This window comes from Stutzerimonas kunmingensis, assembly GCF_021432085.1.
In the GTDB taxonomy this organism is placed as follows: Bacteria; Pseudomonadota; Gammaproteobacteria; order Pseudomonadales; family Pseudomonadaceae; genus Stutzerimonas.
This window is the reverse complement of record NZ_CP090366.1, coordinates 4,121,233-4,135,522: the sequence shown is the minus strand read 5'-3', so window position 1 is coordinate 4,135,522 and position 14,290 is coordinate 4,121,233. Positions and strand designations below refer to the sequence as shown.

Below are 14,290 nucleotides of genomic sequence, written 5' to 3'. Positions count from 1 at the left end.
CCTGTGGACCGAACAGCGCACAAAGCGCGACAGCAAGAGGTGAAACATGGATAGCACTGCATTGATACCCGTCCAGTACGGACTCGATACCTTCTACTTCGTGATCTGCGGAGCGCTGGTGATGTGGATGGCGGCAGGTTTCGCCATGCTCGAAGCCGGTCTGGTCCGGGCGAAGAACACCGCCGAGATCCTCACCAAGAACATCGTGCTCTACGCGCTGGCGTCGATCATGTATCTGCTGGTCGGCTACTACATCATGTACTCCAGCCCGGACGGCGGCATCCTGCCGAGCCTGGGCTTCCTGATCGGCGACGAGAACGCCGTCGACGTGGTCGCCGCTGGTGGTGAGGACGCGCCTTACTACTCCGCGCGTGCCGACTTCTTCTTCCAGATCGTGTTCGCCGCGACCTGCATGTCGGTGGTTTCCGGTGCGGTGGCCGAACGCATGAAGCTGTGGGCGTTCATCGCCTTCGCGGTGGTGATGACCGGCTTCATCTACCCGGTTCAGGGCTTCTGGAAGTGGGGCGGTGGTTTCCTCGACGCGGCGGGTTTCCTCGACTTCGCAGGCTCGGGCATCGTACACATGGCCGGTGCGGCTGCTGCTCTGGCGGGTGTGCTGCTGCTCGGTCCGCGTAAGGGCAAGTACGGTGCGAACGGTCAGATCAACGCCATCCCCGGTGCCAACATGCCGCTGGCGACCCTCGGTGCCTTCATCCTGTGGATGGGCTGGTTCGGCTTCAACGGTGGCTCGCAGCTGAAGATGAGCACCATCGAAGACGCCAATGCCGTCGCTCAGGTCTTCGTCAACACCAACATGGGCGCTGCAGGCGGCCTGATCGCCGCGCTGATCACCGCGCGTCTGCTGTTCGGCAAGTCCGACCTGACCATGGTGCTCAACGGCGCGCTGGCCGGTCTGGTGGCGATCACTGCCGAACCGCTGACCCCGAGCGCTCTGCAGGCGACCCTGATCGGCGGCGTGGGTGGTGTGCTGGTGGTGTTCAGCATCCTTGGCCTGGACAAGCTCAAGCTCGATGACCCGGTCGGTGCCATCTCCGTGCACGGTGTTGCCGGCATGTGGGGCCTGCTGGCCGTGCCTCTGACCAACGCCGATGCCACCTTCGGTGCCCAGCTGCTGGGTCTGGTGTCGATCTTCCTCTGGGTGTTCATCGCCAGCCTGATCGTCTGGGGCATCATCAAGGCGGTGATGGGCCTGCGTGTCAGCGAGGAAGAGGAATACGAGGGCGTGGACGTCGTCGAGTGCGGTCTGGAAGCCTATCCGGAGTTCACTCGCCAGTAACGATTCGCTGGTTCATGACAAGGGCGCCTTTTGGCGCCCTTTGTTTTTTTTGGCGCCACGCTAGAATGCGCGCGACCAGCCGTTGAACATGAGTCTTCGAACATGTGGCAACAGACCCTGATCACCTTGCGCGCGCGGCCACGCGGCTTTCATCTGGTCACCGATGAGCTGCTCGACGCACTGCCGGAACTGCGGCAATGCCGGGTCGGTCTGTTACACCTGTGGCTGCGGCATACCTCGGCCTCGCTGACGATCAACGAGAATGCCGATGCAGCGGTTCGGCGAGATTTCGAGCGCTTCTTCAATCGCCTGGTGCCGCAGGGTGAGGGAGGCTATGAGCACGACTACGAAGGGCCGGACGATCTGCCGGCGCATTTCAAGGCCAGCCTGCTCGGCTGCCAGTTGAGCCTGCCGGTCAGCGATGGGGGGCTGGCACTCGGTACCTGGCAGGGCATCTATCTCGGAGAGCACCGCGACCAGGGTGGCGCGCGGCAGATTGTGGCAACGCTGCACGGGACGGCAAGTTGAATTTTTTTTGGCGGTGTCGGTCTTTCCGCATCGCTGGGCTATAACTTACTCCGCTTTGGCAAGGCCATGAGGTTGAACATGAGCGACGAAGAACTAGAACAAGACGATCTGGACGTTAGCGACGAGGAGGAAGGGGAAGAGCTGAACGCTGCCGATGATGGCGACGACAGTCTCGACGACGAAGGGACCGACAGCGAGCGCGCTACGCCGGCCAAGAAGGCCAAGGCGAAGGCCGTGGAGCCGGACGAACTGCCGAGCCTGGAAGCCAAGCAGAAGGAGCGCGATGCACTGGCGCGAGCCATGGAAGAATTTCTCGCGCGTGGCGGCCAAGTGCAGGAAGTCGAGCCCAATGTGGTCGCCGACCCGCCGAAGAAGCCGGATAGCAAGTACGGCAGTCGCCCTATCTGAGCACCAAAAAGAATTGCGCAAAAGCCCGCCTCCAAGGCGGGCTTTTGCGCATCTGGCGTCTGGCTTTTCGCTCAGTCGCCGCGCCAGTCGAGCAGCAGCTTGGGCAATTCGGCCAGGCTATGGATCTGTGCATCGGGATGGTAATCGTGCGGCCAGGCGACGCGCTTGGGGTTGAACCAGATCGCCCGCATGCCCGCCTGTTGCGCTCCGGCGATGTCATCCAACGCGTGGTCGCCGACGTGCACAGCCTGTTCCGGGCGCGCATCGCCCAGGCGAAGGGCTTGTTGGAACGGATGCGGGTCGGGCTTGCCGACGCCCAGCTCCTCGGCGCACAGGGTGAACTGGAAATAGTCGGCCAGGCCCAGGCGGCGCACGTCGGCATTGCCGTTGGTGATCACGCCGAGGGTGTAGTGATTGGCGAGAAATTCCAGGGTGGGCTGCACGTCCGGGAAAATCTGCACCTGGTGGCGCGCATCGAGAAACACCTGGAAGGCCTGTTCGGCCAACTCGTCCGCTTCGGCGGCGGGATAGCCGGCATCGTGCAGCGCGTGCTGCAGGATGCGCCGGCGCAGCTCGCTGATACGGTGGCGCAGCGCCGAGTCCTGTTCCACCAGCATGCGGCGGATCGCGCCGAGGGCTTCGACGGGAAATTCGCCCAGGCGCGGTGCATGCACGCCGAGCCAGTCGCGCAGGGCGGTCTCGGCGCTCTGGATGGCCGGCGTGGTTTCCCAGAAGGTATCGTCCAAGTCGAAGGTGATCAGGCGAATGCTCATGTGTCGGTGTCCTGCTTGCGCTTGGCGCGCGGATGCGCCTGATCGTAGACCTTGGCCAGGTGCTGAAAGTCCAGATGGGTGTAGATCTGCGTGGTGCCGATGTCGGCATGGCCGAGCAGCTCCTGCACCGAGCGCAGGTCCTGCGACGACTCCAGCAGATGGCTGGCGAAGCTGTGGCGCAACATGTGTGGATGCAGGTGCTGGCCAAGCTCGCGCACTCCGGCCTGGCGCACTCGCACTTGCACGGCCCGCGCGCCGAGACGGCGACCCTGCTGGCCGATGAATACCGCGCCATCGGCCGGGTTGGCGAGCGCACGTACAGGCAACCAGGCTTGCAAGGCCTCGCGCGCCTTTCGCCCTACCGGCAGCTCGCGCACCTTGTTGCCCTTGCCGAGCACTCGCACCATGCCTGCAGGCAGGTCGAGCTGGTCGAGGTTCAGGCTGACCAGTTCCGAAAGCCGCAGGCCGGATGAATAGAACAGCTCGAGCATCGCCTGATCGCGCAGGCCGATGAAATCGTCCTCGACGCCACCGTCGAGCAGCTGCATGGCGCGATCGGTATCCAGCAGCTTCGGAAGACGTCGTTCACCTTTCGGCGCGGACAGGCCGGTAGCCGGATCGTGCTGGCAGAGGCCTTCCTGATTCAGGTAGCGGTAGAGGCCGCGCACCGATGAGAGCAGGCGCGCCACGCTGCGGCTGGACTGGCCCTGGCGATGCAGCTCGCCGACCAGCTGGCGCAGGTGTCGGCCTTGCAGTGCATTCCACTCGGCGATGTTTTCGCGCTCGCAGTAAGTCAGCAGCTTGTTCAGGTCGCGGCGGTAGCCGTCCAGCGAGTGGCCCGACAGCTGCCGGGCGCTGCGCAGGTGTTCGAAGTAGGCGTCGAGTTCGTTCTGCATGAACAGGCTCCAGCCTCAGGCCGCGAGCAGGCGCGTGTGGTGCGTGGCGTTGGTCGGCAATTGCGCTCAGCGTACCGAGCGCAGCGGCGTACCGAAGCGCGGCAGCACGCGGGTCAGCACTTCGGCGATATAACCGAGGAACAGCGTGCCCAGCGAGCTCTTGTAGTGCTGTGGATCCGGGCTGCCGATCGCCAGTACGCCCAGCTGATTGTTCAGGCTGACTACCGCCGCGGAGCCCACGCTGCTGCTGTCTTCGGCGCCGAACAGAAAGCTCAGCTCGTGCGGGCGGAGCACGCCGCAGATGGTCTTGCCGCCGTCGAGCAGACCGCCGATGCTCTGCTGCGCCTCGCCGGTGCTGACGCAGCGGCCCACCGGCAGTGTCGCGTCGCTGAACAGGATCAGGCTGACGTAGGGCACTTGGAACTCGTGGCGCAGGCTGTCTTCCACCGCGCTGACCACTTCTTCCAGGCTGCTGGCGTCGAGCAGGTCGAGCACCAGGCGGCGGGTCTTGTCGAACAGACGGTCGTTGTCGCGCGCCACGTCCATCAGTTGCGACAGCCGATGGCGCATCTCGATGTTGCGCTCACGCAGCAGCTTGACCTGACGCTCCACCAGCGACACCGCGGTGCCCGGCTGATGGGGAATGCGCAGCTCAGGGATCAGCTCGTCGTGGTCGACGAAGAATTCCGGGTGGGCGCGCAGGTAGGCGGCGACTGCTTCGGCGTCGGGTAGCGGGGTGCTGCCCTGAGTCTGGTCGGTCATAGGCGAACCTGTCCTTCAAATACACGAACGGCGGGGCCGGTCATCATAACCGGCTGCCCGGGACCTGCCCATTCGATGGACAGGCGGCCACCCGGCAGCTCGATCTGTACCGGCGAATCCATCCAGCCCTGGCGAATGGCAGCTACCGCGGCGGCGCAGGCGCCGGTACCGCAGGCCTGGGTTTCCCCGGCGCCGCGTTCCCACACGCGCAGCCGCGCATGGCGGCGATCGACGACCTGCAGGAAGCCGACATTGACCCGCTGCGGAAAGCGCGGGTGATGTTCGATCTTCGGTCCGAGTTCATGCACAGGTGCCTGCTCGACGCTGTCGACGCGCAGCACCGCATGGGGGTTGCCCATGGACACGGCGGCCAACTCGACGCGCTGACCATCGACTTCGAGCGGATAGCTCAGGGCTTCCTGGTCGGCCTGGAACGGAATCTCGGACGGCACCAGTCGCGGCGGACCCATGTCGACGCGGATCTGCCCATCGGGACGGATATCCAGCTCGATGATGCCGCCATTGGTTTCGACCTTGATCTTGCGTTTCACGGTCAGGCGCTTGTCGACCACGAAGCGGGCGAAGCAGCGCGCGCCGTTGCCGCACTGCTCCACTTCCGAGCCGTCGGAATTGAAGATGCGGTAGCGGAAATCCACGTCCGGGTTCTGCGGCGGCTCGACGATCAGCAGCTGATCGAAACCGACTCCGGTGTGGCGATCGCCCCACTGCTTGGCGTGCTTGGGCTGGATGTGCGCGTGCTGGCTGACCAGGTCGATGACCATGAAGTCGTTGCCCAGACCGTGCATCTTGGTAAAGCGCAGAAGCATGATCTTGGCCTCAAGTGGGCAGCAGGCTTTCGCCGGCGTATAGCTCCTGAACGCTCTCGCGACGGCGCACTTCGAAGGCTTGGTCACCGTCCACCAGCACCTCGGCGGCGCGGCCGCGGGTGTTGTAGTTGGAGCTCATGACGAAGCCGTAGGCACCGGCCGAACACACCGCCAGCAGGTCGCCCTCGACCAGCGCCAGCTCACGATCCTTGGCGAGGAAGTCGCCGGTTTCGCAGATCGGTCCGACAATGTCGTAGCGACGCGTATCGCCTTCGTGCGGCTGCACCGCGATGACGTTCATCCACGCCTGGTACAGCGCCGGACGGATCAGGTCGTTCATCGCCGCATCGACGATGGCGAAATCCTTGTGCGCGGTGTGCTTGAGGTATTCCACGCGGGTCAGCAGCACGCCGGCGTTGGCGACGATGGAGCGGCCTGGCTCGAACACCAGCGCCAGCCCGCGGCCTTCTATGCGCTGGCGCACGGCCTGGATGTAGTCACCGGCCAGCGGTGGCTGCTCGTCGCGGTAACGCACGCCGAGGCCGCCACCGAGGTCAAGGTGACGAATCTGGATGCCGCGTGCGGCGAGGCGCTCGGTCAGGGCGAGCAGGCGGTCGAGCGCATCGAGGAAAGGCGGCAGGCTGGTCAGCTGCGAACCGATATGGCAGTCGACACCGACCACTTCCAGGTTCGGCAGCTCGGCGGCACGGGCGTAGACCGCCTCGGCATTGTCGATATCGATGCCGAACTTGTTCTCTTTGAGACCTGTGGAAATGTACGGGTGGGTGCCGGCATCGACGTCCGGATTGACCCGTAGCGACACCGGCGCCTTTTTGCCGAGCTCGGCGGCGACCTGCTGCAGGCGCTCCAGCTCATCGGTGGATTCCACGTTGAAGCAGTGCACGCCGACTTCCAGCGCCCGGCGCATGTCGTCACGGGTCTTGCCGACGCCAGAGAAGACGATACGGTCCGGCTGTCCGCCGGCGGCCAGTACGCGCTCCAGCTCACCGCGCGAGACGATGTCGAAGCCGGCGCCGAGACGTGCCAGGACGTTCAGCACGCCCAGGTTCGAATTGGCTTTGACGGCGAAGCAGACCAGATGCGGCATGCCATCCAGCGCATCGGCATAGGCCCGGTACTGGGCTTCGATGTGCGCGCGGGAATAGACGTAGGTCGGGGTGCCGAAGCGTTGCGCAAGTGCGGGCAGTGCCACGCCTTCCGCGAAGAGTTGACCGTCGCGGTACGAGAAGGCCTCCATGAATAGCCTCCTTTAGAGTTCGAAACGGTCTTTGGAACGTTCTTTGACGGTTTTCTCGTCATCCGGCAGGTACAGCGGACCTTTCTGGCCACAACCGCTGAGCGCGGCGGCGAAGACGGCGAGTGCGATGAAGGGAAGCAGAAGGCGCTTCATGGGGACTGGAATCCTTGAAAAATCTAATCGCCGGAGTATACCCAGCACCCGGCGGATTGCCTATGCGAGCAGCACGTCACACGGCGGCCGTGCTGGCGGGCGGCTCGCTTGATCCGGCTGCGCCCTGCTAAGCTCGCCGCCATCGCATGCGGCCCGCGTCGCGTGCAGAACAATTCGAGGAAGTGTTGCATGAGCCTGAGCGAAGCCCGTTATCACGATCTGGTCGATGCTGTGCAGGAGAGCGTCGAGGACGTATTCGATGACACCAGTCTGGACGTCGACCTGGAGAACTCCGGTGGTGTGCTGACAGTGCGCTTCGATAACGGCAGTCAGCTGATCCTCAGCCGCCAGCCCGCGTTGCGCCAGCTGTGGGTCGCGGCGCGCTCCGGCGGCTTTCATTTCGACTACGACGAAGGCAGCCAGCTGTGGCTGTGCGATGCTAGCGGCGAGCGCCTCGGAGAGCTGCTCTCGCGGGTGACGCAGGAGCAGGGCGGCGAAGCGCTGGAATTCGAGGATATCTGACGCAATCTGCGTGCAGCCCCCGCGAGCCGGGCGCTGCCGGTGGGGGCCTTGCTTATTCGGGCTGCTGTGATAGTGTCTTCGCAGGTCAACAAAACCCCGCCTTCGGGCGGGGTTTTGCTTTTTTCGTGTTTTATTTTTTCGCAGGAGCTTGCCAGAACCCATGACCAGTGCACCGCCGATCATCCTTACCCAACTCGATCTGCAGCGCCTTGAGCGGCTGCTCGACAGTCTGGACGACTACGGTCCGGCCGCCGAAGCGCTCGAGCAGGAACTGTCGCGGGCGCAGATCGTGGAACGCAGCGAGATGCCTGCGGGCGTCGTGACCATGAATTCGCGCGTGCACTGCCGCGACGAAGGCACGGGCAAGGACTACCACCTGACGCTGGTCTATCCCCACGATGCCGGCAAGGAAGGCATCGTGTCCGTCCTCGCACCGGTCGGTACGGCGCTGCTGGGCATGAGTGTCGGCCAGCACATCGACTGGCCGACTCCATCCGGCAAGATGATCAAGCTCACTCTGCTCGCGATCGAATACCAGCCCGAAGCGGCAGGCGATCCGTTCTGACGGGCGACGCTTGCGAGATGATCAGCCTGGCCGCCGCTGCGATCGGGCTGGTAGCAGCTTTCCGCAGCTCTGCCTTTGTTGGCGCGAAAAGCGTTGGATAGCCACTGCGCAATGCAGCTGGTTCGTCAGGCCGGAACCTCGTCGAGACGCTGACTGAAGCCCCGTCAGCGCCCTCTTATGACTCCATTGCCGCGTTCAGCGCCGCCTCCAGGCGCGCCTTGTAGCGCAGGTACTGCACAGTCTGGCTGCGTCCGCTGCCGTGCAGGCCAGTGAGGTCGAGGTCGGTGATGTAGCAGGGGTAGCGTTCACCGTCGCGGCGCCGGGAAATGATCGTGCGTGTCACGGCGGCGAACAGCTCGGCACCATATTCCAGGCCGGAAAACTCCTGATGGTTACAGTACAGGGTGACCTGCGAGCGACCGTTTTCGCCCGCTTCGACAATCGCCTGCACGTCGTAGAACGGATCGTTGACCTCGCCCTGGGGCGCCGGTCTTCGTTCCAGTTGTGCCGGTCGCGCGTCTTGTCCGGGTTGAATGCGGTAGAAGAGGATCGCCGGGTCGACCAGCTCCTGGCTCTGGCCGGCCTGCTGAGCGTTACGCCGATAAAGCACCGACTCGAGAAAGCGCATCAGTGGGCGCAGCAGGGTGCGCTCGTCGCGATAGGGCAGCTGCTGGCGCCAGAGGGCATTGCATTCATCGAGTACGCTGAGTTCGGCGATTTCCCCGGCCGTGCGGTAGAACACCTGCAGGCATCCTGGGCGGCCTTGCGCAAGAATCAGCGCCAGATCGTCACCGTCCAGCGCCGCACGATCGAGCCGGAGCGGGCTGTAGGCGTGGCGAGCCTCGCCAAGGTGTTCGAGCAGTGCGGCGCGATCGCTCAGGTGGGTGAGACGCAGCGCGTTCGCCTCGCGCTGCAGCATGTGGAAATGCTGGCGAACCTGAAGCAGGTAGCGTCCATGAGCGACGCTGGCAAGGCTCTGGCGGGCATCCTCGAATATCTGCTCGACTCGCCTCGCGATGGCCTGTCCGCGATTGCGGGCGAAGCAGAAGACCTGCAGCTGCGGTGCCTGCACGACCCGCTCGAGGCTATCCAGATAATCGCGCAGGCACAGTGGCAGCGCCTTCGGCCCTTCGTAGCGGGTCACCAGCATCTCGTTCCAGCTGTTGAGCGTGACCTGATCCACGCTCAGCACCAGGCTTTCCGGCGCCGCGCTCAGCATCGACTGCTCGCCGATGGCAGATGCTGTCGGGGCTTGCTGGGTGGGGTCCAGGCCGATGTTGATCAGCAGCAGCACCCGGCTGGGTTTGCTCGCGGCCAGTAGCGCTTCTTCGTCCACCGGGCATAGCGGCATCGGCAGCGCACGGCGCAGGTCGCTGAACAGGGCGAACAGTTCCGCTTCGCTAAGGCCGCTGTCGCCAGGGAACAGGGACAGGTGGGTGCTGACATCCACCACGCCGTTGCGGTGACACCAGGCCAGCAGCGCGACCAGCTCGCGAGAGCGCTTCAATGGGGCGAAATTGCTCAGTTCCGGCGCGGTGAGCTGGCCCTGATAGAGCGACCAGCGCACATCGCCCGCAGCGTCGTAATCGTGCACCAGGGTCAGGCTGTGTTCAGCCATATCCGGCGAGATACCCAGATTGACCACCTCGACCTTGCCGGCCTTGCGTTCGATCGCGGCGTACAGGCGACGACCCAGTACGCCGAGGTCGCGACTGGTGAGCGGACTGGTGGCCTGAAGGCGTCGGGTGAAGTCGCTGAGAAAGCGGTAGCCGTGGGTCAGTTCGTTGACCAGCACGCGACGTTCCTGGCTGACCTGACGCACTTTCCAGTGGCCACGGTTGTCGAGCAGCGCGAACTGCCGCTCGTCCCAATGCCAGTCGTGGGTCAGCCGCTCGAGCAGGCTGCGCTGCCAGCTCTTGTTGCGGTTGACCGGCGGCCGGCTCAGCGGTCGATTGATCTTCAGGTACAGGCAGCGCCGCGCCAGCTCCAGGCGTTCGTGGTCGCCGCGTGCGCCGAGGTAACGCTCGATGGCAAGGTAGGCGGCGATATACGGGTCGAGCTCGCTCAGATCGAACCGCCCTTGATAGATGGCCTGTTTGAAGTCCAGCGCCAGGCAGCGCAGCTGCGGATACTGGCTGGCGTAGACCTCCACCAGCAGCAGCTTGAACAGCGATTTGTAGGGCGAGGCTATGGCCTTGTAGAGCTGCCAGAGTCCGGCGCCGACGAACTCGCCGGGCGGCACCTGGCCCAGGTGGCCGAGGTCGAGTACTTCGTCTGCGCGCACGAAACGCTTGGCCAGCAGCGTCGCCACATATTCGTCGTAGCGGTGCTCCTCGTAGTCCGGCACCAGCCACCAGAGCGGGGTGCGCCCGCCGAGCCAGAGCGCCGTGCGGTAGAACTCGTCGAGCAGCAGGTAGTGCTGGGTGGTGCCACAGTCATCGGAGGTCAGCCTGGCTTCGCGCTGGCCCTGGGTGAAGCGTTGCGGATCGACCAGAAAGAAGTGCGCTTCGCTGCCCTGGCTCGCCGCCCAGGCTTGCAGCAGTTCGCACTTGCGGCCCAGTTCCTCGATCTGGCCGGCGTCCAGGGCGGGATCGTGGCAGACCCACACGTCCAGATCGCTGTGTTCGTCCTGCGCCACGGTGCCGAGGCTGCCCATGAGGAACAGGCCGAGTATCGGCTGCGGCAGTTTTCCGCGCGCCGGCTTGTAGGCGAACGAGCGGCTCAGGCGCTGTGCTTCGGCGAGCTGCTCGGCGTCCGGCACGAAGTGCGCGAGTCCGGCAGGGGTAGTCGCCGAGACATAGCCGGGGAGAATCGGATGGTTGACGTGAAACAGCAGCGGCAGCAGCTTGAGTACCTGCTGCTGGCGCGTCGACATGGCCTGCAGGGCCCGCTCCAGGCGTGCGGAGTTGACCGCGAGAAAGCGCGCCCGCAGCGTGGTCAGCACCTTGCGGTCGATGCCTTCTTCGAGAATCGGGTGGATGTGCTGGGTGCGGGTCATTGTGGTTCGTGCAGGCGAGGCTAACCCCTGTTCATCGGCCAATCGGCGTGCGGCTTGAGGTGCGGTGCAAGTTTGCCTGCAGTGAGCGACCAACGGCCAGGGCCGGCGTCATCCGTGCCCTGGACTGGTGAAGCGGAACGGCATGGCGATGTCAGGCCGTGACGGTTTCCGAGAGGATGGTATGCAGCGTTTGCGCCTGTTCGGCCGCGTCGCGGCCAAGGCTGGTGAGGTAACCGCCGTCGGCCTGGGTGATCAGGCCCTTGGCGTGGAGGCGGCCAAAAGCGGCGATGGTGGCGGGGCTGGCTTCGTGATGCACCTTCAGCCCTTCCTGCAGATTTTCCAGATTGAACTGTCGGAGTACGTCCAGTTCGGCAACCAGCTCAGGGGTGTACGACATGCTCGCTCCTCGGATGGTGGGCTCATGCCCTGTTTGCTGAGTGTAGATGCTGTCGGTGGCCCTGCCTTGATCCAGATCCTATTCGGATGCTTCCGGCAGTTCCGGCAGTTCCGGCAGCTGGCGCAGCATGGCCTCGTAGGCGGCACCGTCGAAAGGGCGGTCCTCGCTGAGCATCGCGCGGATCTCATGGGCGAGGACCAGCGCCATCATCTGCAGGCATTCGTCGCGTTCGTAGCCGACCAGCGTCAGCTTGTTCAGCGTGGCCTGGGTGGCCGCGGGCTCACCGGCTTCAAGCTGGTTCTCGATCGCCTGGATCAGGGTCTCTTCGGCGAAGGCTTCATCTTCATCGTTGCTGGGGTTTTCTTGCGCCATGGCGGGGGTCTCGTCGAGCGGTGCCGGGTTTTCTTCGTCCAGCTGGCAGATCGTGCAGCTGCCGTCATCCGGCCGGTTGGTTTCGACGTAGCGTACCCGTCGCTGGGCGGCCTGGCGATCAGCATCGACGCGATAGCGGGGGCGGTCTGAATCGGACATGGGCTTCCTCCATACGGATGCGTCCAGCTAAGCATCTGCTGCCGCGTGGGGCAATGCGGCGGTGTGCGGTGCGTCAGTCCATCAGGCTCAGGGCCAGGCAGAGCAGGCCAAATGCGCTCCAGACCAGCGAGAAGATGATCGGTGTGCGCAGCGAGAACAGCAGGGTGCGCTTGTAGCGATGCCCGCCGACCGGGCTGCTGCCTTCGCCGAACAGCGCCGATTCGTTGTTGGGCAGCATACCGACGCGGCCTTCGAGCTGTAGCAGTTCGGACTGTTTCTGATGCCAGCGTTCGATGACGTCGAAATTGGACTTGATACCGGGCATCGCGTGCAGCGATGTGATCAGGCCGAGTACCGAGAGAATCGCCGGCACCACCAGGCGGAACAGCTCGCCCCATTCAGGATTGCTGTTGGCCATCGACGAGGCGAAGGCAATCATCAGGAACGACTGCGACGACAGGTAGGCGCTGGTGCGTTCGGCCAGCAGGGAAGATTCGAAATGGATTTCGGAGCGGTAGAAGATCAGGCGTTCCTTGGGCGAGTCGAAGAGCTCGGCGCCCTGGGTGTCCTGATTCAGCAGCAGGGTGCGCAGATCGGTCATGCAGGCCTCGGCGAATGCGACGGCGGACATGGGAGGAATCGCCGGCGGTTGCATGTAGGTCAAGCGTAATGCGCGAGAGTTCCGGTCGATGACTCAGTGATTAGCGTTGCCGCGAGGACTATCCGAATGGGCGTCGCGACAACGCCAGAGCAGCAAGGTCAGCGCCATAAAGGCCAGCGACCAGCAACCGGCGGCGAGCAGCAGCCAGGCCGGGTGAGGCTGACTCAGCACGGCGGGCAGCACGCGAGCCAGCGCCGCCAGGCTGATCAGCAACGCCACGCCCTGTATCCAGCGCTGCGCCGCGGGATCGCGGAAACGGTAGATCAGCCGCGTGCGGGCCATGACTGCGAAAGTCAGGCTGCCCAGCGCGCCGACGGTCAAGGCGTGCAGCGTTGCGTTCAATGGCAGCGCCGGTAGCAGCGTACCCAGGCCAAGCAATAGCAGGCCAATGGCGAGCCAGGCATAGCCGAGCAGCAGCGTCAGCAACTCCGGCCGCGCGCAGCGCCAGGGTTGCCAGCGCAGCAGGCGGATGGTCGTGAGTACGGCAGCGGCGACCAGTACGGCGCCGGTGAGTCGCCGGGTGAGCGGCCAGGGCAGGAGATTCAACAGCAGGGCGAGGCCGAGCAGGATCAGCACGGCGCCTTCGATCTGCGGCTGCACCCGCGCATCCAGTCGCCATCCCCGGCTCTGCGCGTAACCGGCGACGGCTGGCGCGATGATCCGTCCGCCCATGAAGAACATCAGGGTGGCGAGCAATAGCAGCGCCTCCTCCAGCATGAGGCGGTCGAAGCCAGCTCCAAAGCCGCCGCTGGCGATGGCGCTGAGCAGACTCAGCCCGGCGACCACGGGTGCGACGCTCTGGTTACGCCATTTCTTCGCGGCGCCGAGAAAGCGCGGCAGCACTTTCCAGGCAAGGCCGGTGGCAAAGATCGCGGCGCTAGCGAGTGCCAGCCATGAACCCGGCCACAGCAGGAAGCTCAGTCGTGCGAGCGCCCAGCAGCCGAGCAGCGTCAGGGTAAAGCGCAGTCGCTGCGGGCCGAGCAGGTAGCCGGCGATCACCGCCAGGGCGAAGCCGAAGAGCATTTCGTGGGCGTGACCGGCGGATGTGGCGAGCCCGGGCAACGCGGGAAGCAGGCCAAGTAGTGCCAGTACCGAATACGGCAGAATCAGTGCCGCGTAGAGCGCGGCAGCCGGGAAGAACCAGGCATTGGCAAAGGGCAGGCGCGCTTTTCGCGGCGGCATCGCGGCGGGTGGCGCAGGCGTGCTGGAACGATTGCTCAACCGGCCGCGAACTCTGACAGTGCGTCGCCGGCAAGGCGGTAGCCGATCCACTCGTTCTGCGGCCTGGCGCCGATGGATTCGTAGAAGTCGATGGCTGGCTGATTCCAGTCCAGCACTGACCACTCGAAGCGCCCGCAGCCGCGTGCCACCGCCAGTTTTGCCAGATGACGCAGCAACGCCTTGCCGGCACCGACGCCACGCTGCTGCGGGGTGACGTAAAGGTCTTCCAGATACAGGCCGTGCTTGCCCAGCCAGGTCGAGTAGTTGAAAAAATACACCGCATAACCGATCGGCTCGCCGTCCAGCTCGCAGATCAGGCCATGGGCGGTGCTGCCGTCGGCGAACAGGCTGTTCTCTATGCCGGCGACGTCGGTCTTGACCTCGTGCTCGGCCTTTTCGTAGATGGCCAGGTCGGTGATAAAGCGCAGGATCAGCGCGGCGTCTTCGCGAACCGCGGGGCGAATGTGCAGAGGCATTGCGGGCAGGCCCTCAA

Annotated in this window: 17 protein-coding genes; 5 read left to right on the top strand and 12 right to left on the bottom strand. The window is 64.6% G+C overall.

Annotated elements, in window-relative coordinates:
* The first annotated feature begins 46 nt into the window (after positions 1 to 46).
* From LW136_RS19725 to sutA, 3 genes are all read left to right on the top strand, one after another.
* Positions 47 to 1,297, top strand: coding sequence for an ammonium transporter (locus tag LW136_RS19725; RefSeq protein WP_014821768.1), 1,251 nt, complete (start codon positions 47 to 49; stop codon positions 1,295 to 1,297).
* 102 nt (positions 1,298 to 1,399) lie between these two features.
* A complete protein-coding gene (locus LW136_RS19720) occupies positions 1,400 to 1,825 on the top strand; it encodes a secondary thiamine-phosphate synthase enzyme YjbQ (protein WP_014821767.1) in 426 nt (141 codons plus the stop codon).
* Positions 1,826 to 1,903: 78 nt separating this feature from the next.
* Positions 1,904 to 2,233 carry a transcriptional regulator SutA gene (gene sutA, locus LW136_RS19715; RefSeq protein WP_003283413.1) on the top strand — a complete coding sequence of 110 codons (330 nt, stop codon included), beginning with the start codon at positions 1,904 to 1,906 and terminating at the stop codon, positions 2,231 to 2,233.
* 71 nt (positions 2,234 to 2,304) lie between these two features.
* Here sutA and LW136_RS19710 read toward each other — a convergent pair whose 3' ends face one another.
* From LW136_RS19710 to lptM, 6 genes are all read right to left on the bottom strand, one after another.
* A complete protein-coding gene (locus LW136_RS19710) occupies positions 2,305 to 3,006 on the bottom strand; it encodes an HAD family hydrolase (RefSeq protein ID WP_023444609.1) in 702 nt (233 codons plus the stop codon).
* A complete protein-coding gene (gene xerC / locus LW136_RS19705) occupies positions 3,003 to 3,902 on the bottom strand; it encodes a tyrosine recombinase XerC (RefSeq protein ID WP_014821765.1) in 900 nt (299 codons plus the stop codon). Before xerC ends, LW136_RS19710 begins: the two co-directional genes overlap by 4 nt.
* A gap of 66 nt (positions 3,903 to 3,968) precedes the next feature.
* Positions 3,969 to 4,664: a DUF484 family protein gene (locus LW136_RS19700; protein ID WP_014821764.1), complete on the bottom strand. Its 696-nt coding sequence runs from the start codon at positions 4,662 to 4,664 to the stop codon at positions 3,969 to 3,971.
* Positions 4,661 to 5,491 carry a diaminopimelate epimerase gene (gene dapF, locus LW136_RS19695; protein ID WP_234173767.1) on the bottom strand — a complete coding sequence of 277 codons (831 nt, stop codon included), beginning with the start codon at positions 5,489 to 5,491 and terminating at the stop codon, positions 4,661 to 4,663. The genes LW136_RS19700 and dapF overlap by 4 nt, the downstream gene beginning before the upstream one ends.
* Positions 5,492 to 5,501: 10 nt before the next feature.
* The gene (gene lysA, locus LW136_RS19690) at positions 5,502 to 6,749 is read right to left on the bottom strand and encodes a diaminopimelate decarboxylase (RefSeq protein ID WP_041015176.1); all 1,248 of its coding nucleotides are present in this window, start codon (positions 6,747 to 6,749) and stop codon (positions 5,502 to 5,504) included.
* Between the two features lie 12 nt (positions 6,750 to 6,761).
* Positions 6,762 to 6,902 (bottom strand): LPS translocon maturation chaperone LptM, encoded by a 141-nt coding sequence (gene lptM, locus LW136_RS19685; protein ID WP_014821761.1) that lies wholly within the window; start codon positions 6,900 to 6,902, stop codon positions 6,762 to 6,764.
* Between the two features lie 189 nt (positions 6,903 to 7,091).
* Between lptM and cyaY the strand changes: the two genes are divergently transcribed.
* Positions 7,092 to 7,424 carry an iron donor protein CyaY gene (gene cyaY, locus LW136_RS19680; RefSeq protein WP_046618347.1) on the top strand — a complete coding sequence of 111 codons (333 nt, stop codon included), beginning with the start codon at positions 7,092 to 7,094 and terminating at the stop codon, positions 7,422 to 7,424.
* A 160-nt stretch (positions 7,425 to 7,584) separates the two neighbouring features.
* Positions 7,585 to 7,989 (top strand): nucleoside diphosphate kinase regulator, encoded by a 405-nt coding sequence (rnk, locus tag LW136_RS19675; protein WP_046618346.1) that lies wholly within the window; start codon positions 7,585 to 7,587, stop codon positions 7,987 to 7,989.
* A 175-nt stretch (positions 7,990 to 8,164) separates the two neighbouring features.
* Here rnk and LW136_RS19670 read toward each other — a convergent pair whose 3' ends face one another.
* The 6 genes from LW136_RS19670 to LW136_RS19645 form a co-directional block, all read right to left on the bottom strand.
* Positions 8,165 to 10,987, bottom strand: a complete 2,823-nt coding sequence (locus LW136_RS19670; protein ID WP_234173765.1) for a class I adenylate cyclase — start codon at positions 10,985 to 10,987, stop codon at positions 8,165 to 8,167.
* 151 nt (positions 10,988 to 11,138) lie between these two features.
* Positions 11,139 to 11,384, bottom strand: a complete 246-nt coding sequence (locus LW136_RS19665) for a TIGR02647 family protein (protein WP_014821758.1) — start codon at positions 11,382 to 11,384, stop codon at positions 11,139 to 11,141.
* Between the two features lie 78 nt (positions 11,385 to 11,462).
* Positions 11,463 to 11,915, bottom strand: coding sequence for a hypothetical protein (locus LW136_RS19660; protein ID WP_234173764.1), 453 nt, complete (start codon positions 11,913 to 11,915; stop codon positions 11,463 to 11,465).
* A 73-nt stretch (positions 11,916 to 11,988) separates the two neighbouring features.
* Complete coding sequence (locus LW136_RS19655) at positions 11,989 to 12,516, bottom strand: hypothetical protein (protein WP_041015350.1); 528 nt, start codon at positions 12,514 to 12,516, stop codon at positions 11,989 to 11,991.
* 93 nt (positions 12,517 to 12,609) lie between these two features.
* Positions 12,610 to 13,758, bottom strand: coding sequence for an NnrS family protein (locus LW136_RS19650; protein ID WP_234175289.1), 1,149 nt, complete (start codon positions 13,756 to 13,758; stop codon positions 12,610 to 12,612).
* 35 nt (positions 13,759 to 13,793) lie between these two features.
* Positions 13,794 to 14,273, bottom strand: a complete 480-nt coding sequence (locus LW136_RS19645; protein ID WP_234173762.1) for a GNAT family N-acetyltransferase — start codon at positions 14,271 to 14,273, stop codon at positions 13,794 to 13,796.
* Positions 14,274 to 14,290: the final 17 nt, after the last annotated feature.

Excerpts from the sequence above, each read along its gene's own strand:
- LW136_RS19725 (WP_014821768.1), top strand. The coding sequence starts at position 47 with ATGGATAGCACTGCATTGATACCCGTCCAGTACGGACTCGATACCTTC.
- LW136_RS19720 (WP_014821767.1), top strand. The coding sequence starts at position 1,400 with ATGTGGCAACAGACCCTGATCACCTTGCGCGCGCGGCCACGCGGCTTT.
- sutA (WP_003283413.1), top strand. The coding sequence starts at position 1,904 with ATGAGCGACGAAGAACTAGAACAAGACGATCTGGACGTTAGCGACGAG.
- LW136_RS19710 (WP_023444609.1), bottom strand. The coding sequence starts at position 3,006 with ATGAGCATTCGCCTGATCACCTTCGACTTGGACGATACCTTCTGGGAA.
- xerC (WP_014821765.1), bottom strand. The coding sequence starts at position 3,902 with ATGCAGAACGAACTCGACGCCTACTTCGAACACCTGCGCAGCGCCCGG.
- LW136_RS19700 (WP_014821764.1), bottom strand. The coding sequence starts at position 4,664 with ATGACCGACCAGACTCAGGGCAGCACCCCGCTACCCGACGCCGAAGCA.
- dapF (WP_234173767.1), bottom strand. The coding sequence starts at position 5,491 with ATGCTTCTGCGCTTTACCAAGATGCACGGTCTGGGCAACGACTTCATG.
- lysA (WP_041015176.1), bottom strand. The coding sequence starts at position 6,749 with ATGGAGGCCTTCTCGTACCGCGACGGTCAACTCTTCGCGGAAGGCGTG.
- lptM (WP_014821761.1), bottom strand. The coding sequence starts at position 6,902 with ATGAAGCGCCTTCTGCTTCCCTTCATCGCACTCGCCGTCTTCGCCGCC.
- cyaY (WP_046618347.1), top strand. The coding sequence starts at position 7,092 with ATGAGCCTGAGCGAAGCCCGTTATCACGATCTGGTCGATGCTGTGCAG.
- rnk (WP_046618346.1), top strand. The coding sequence starts at position 7,585 with ATGACCAGTGCACCGCCGATCATCCTTACCCAACTCGATCTGCAGCGC.
- LW136_RS19670 (WP_234173765.1), bottom strand. The coding sequence starts at position 10,987 with ATGACCCGCACCCAGCACATCCACCCGATTCTCGAAGAAGGCATCGAC.
- LW136_RS19665 (WP_014821758.1), bottom strand. The coding sequence starts at position 11,384 with ATGTCGTACACCCCTGAGCTGGTTGCCGAACTGGACGTACTCCGACAG.
- LW136_RS19660 (WP_234173764.1), bottom strand. The coding sequence starts at position 11,915 with ATGTCCGATTCAGACCGCCCCCGCTATCGCGTCGATGCTGATCGCCAG.
- LW136_RS19655 (WP_041015350.1), bottom strand. The coding sequence starts at position 12,516 with ATGACCGATCTGCGCACCCTGCTGCTGAATCAGGACACCCAGGGCGCC.
- LW136_RS19650 (WP_234175289.1), bottom strand. The coding sequence starts at position 13,758 with ATGCCGCCGCGAAAAGCGCGCCTGCCCTTTGCCAATGCCTGGTTCTTC.
- LW136_RS19645 (WP_234173762.1), bottom strand. The coding sequence starts at position 14,273 with ATGCCTCTGCACATTCGCCCCGCGGTTCGCGAAGACGCCGCGCTGATC.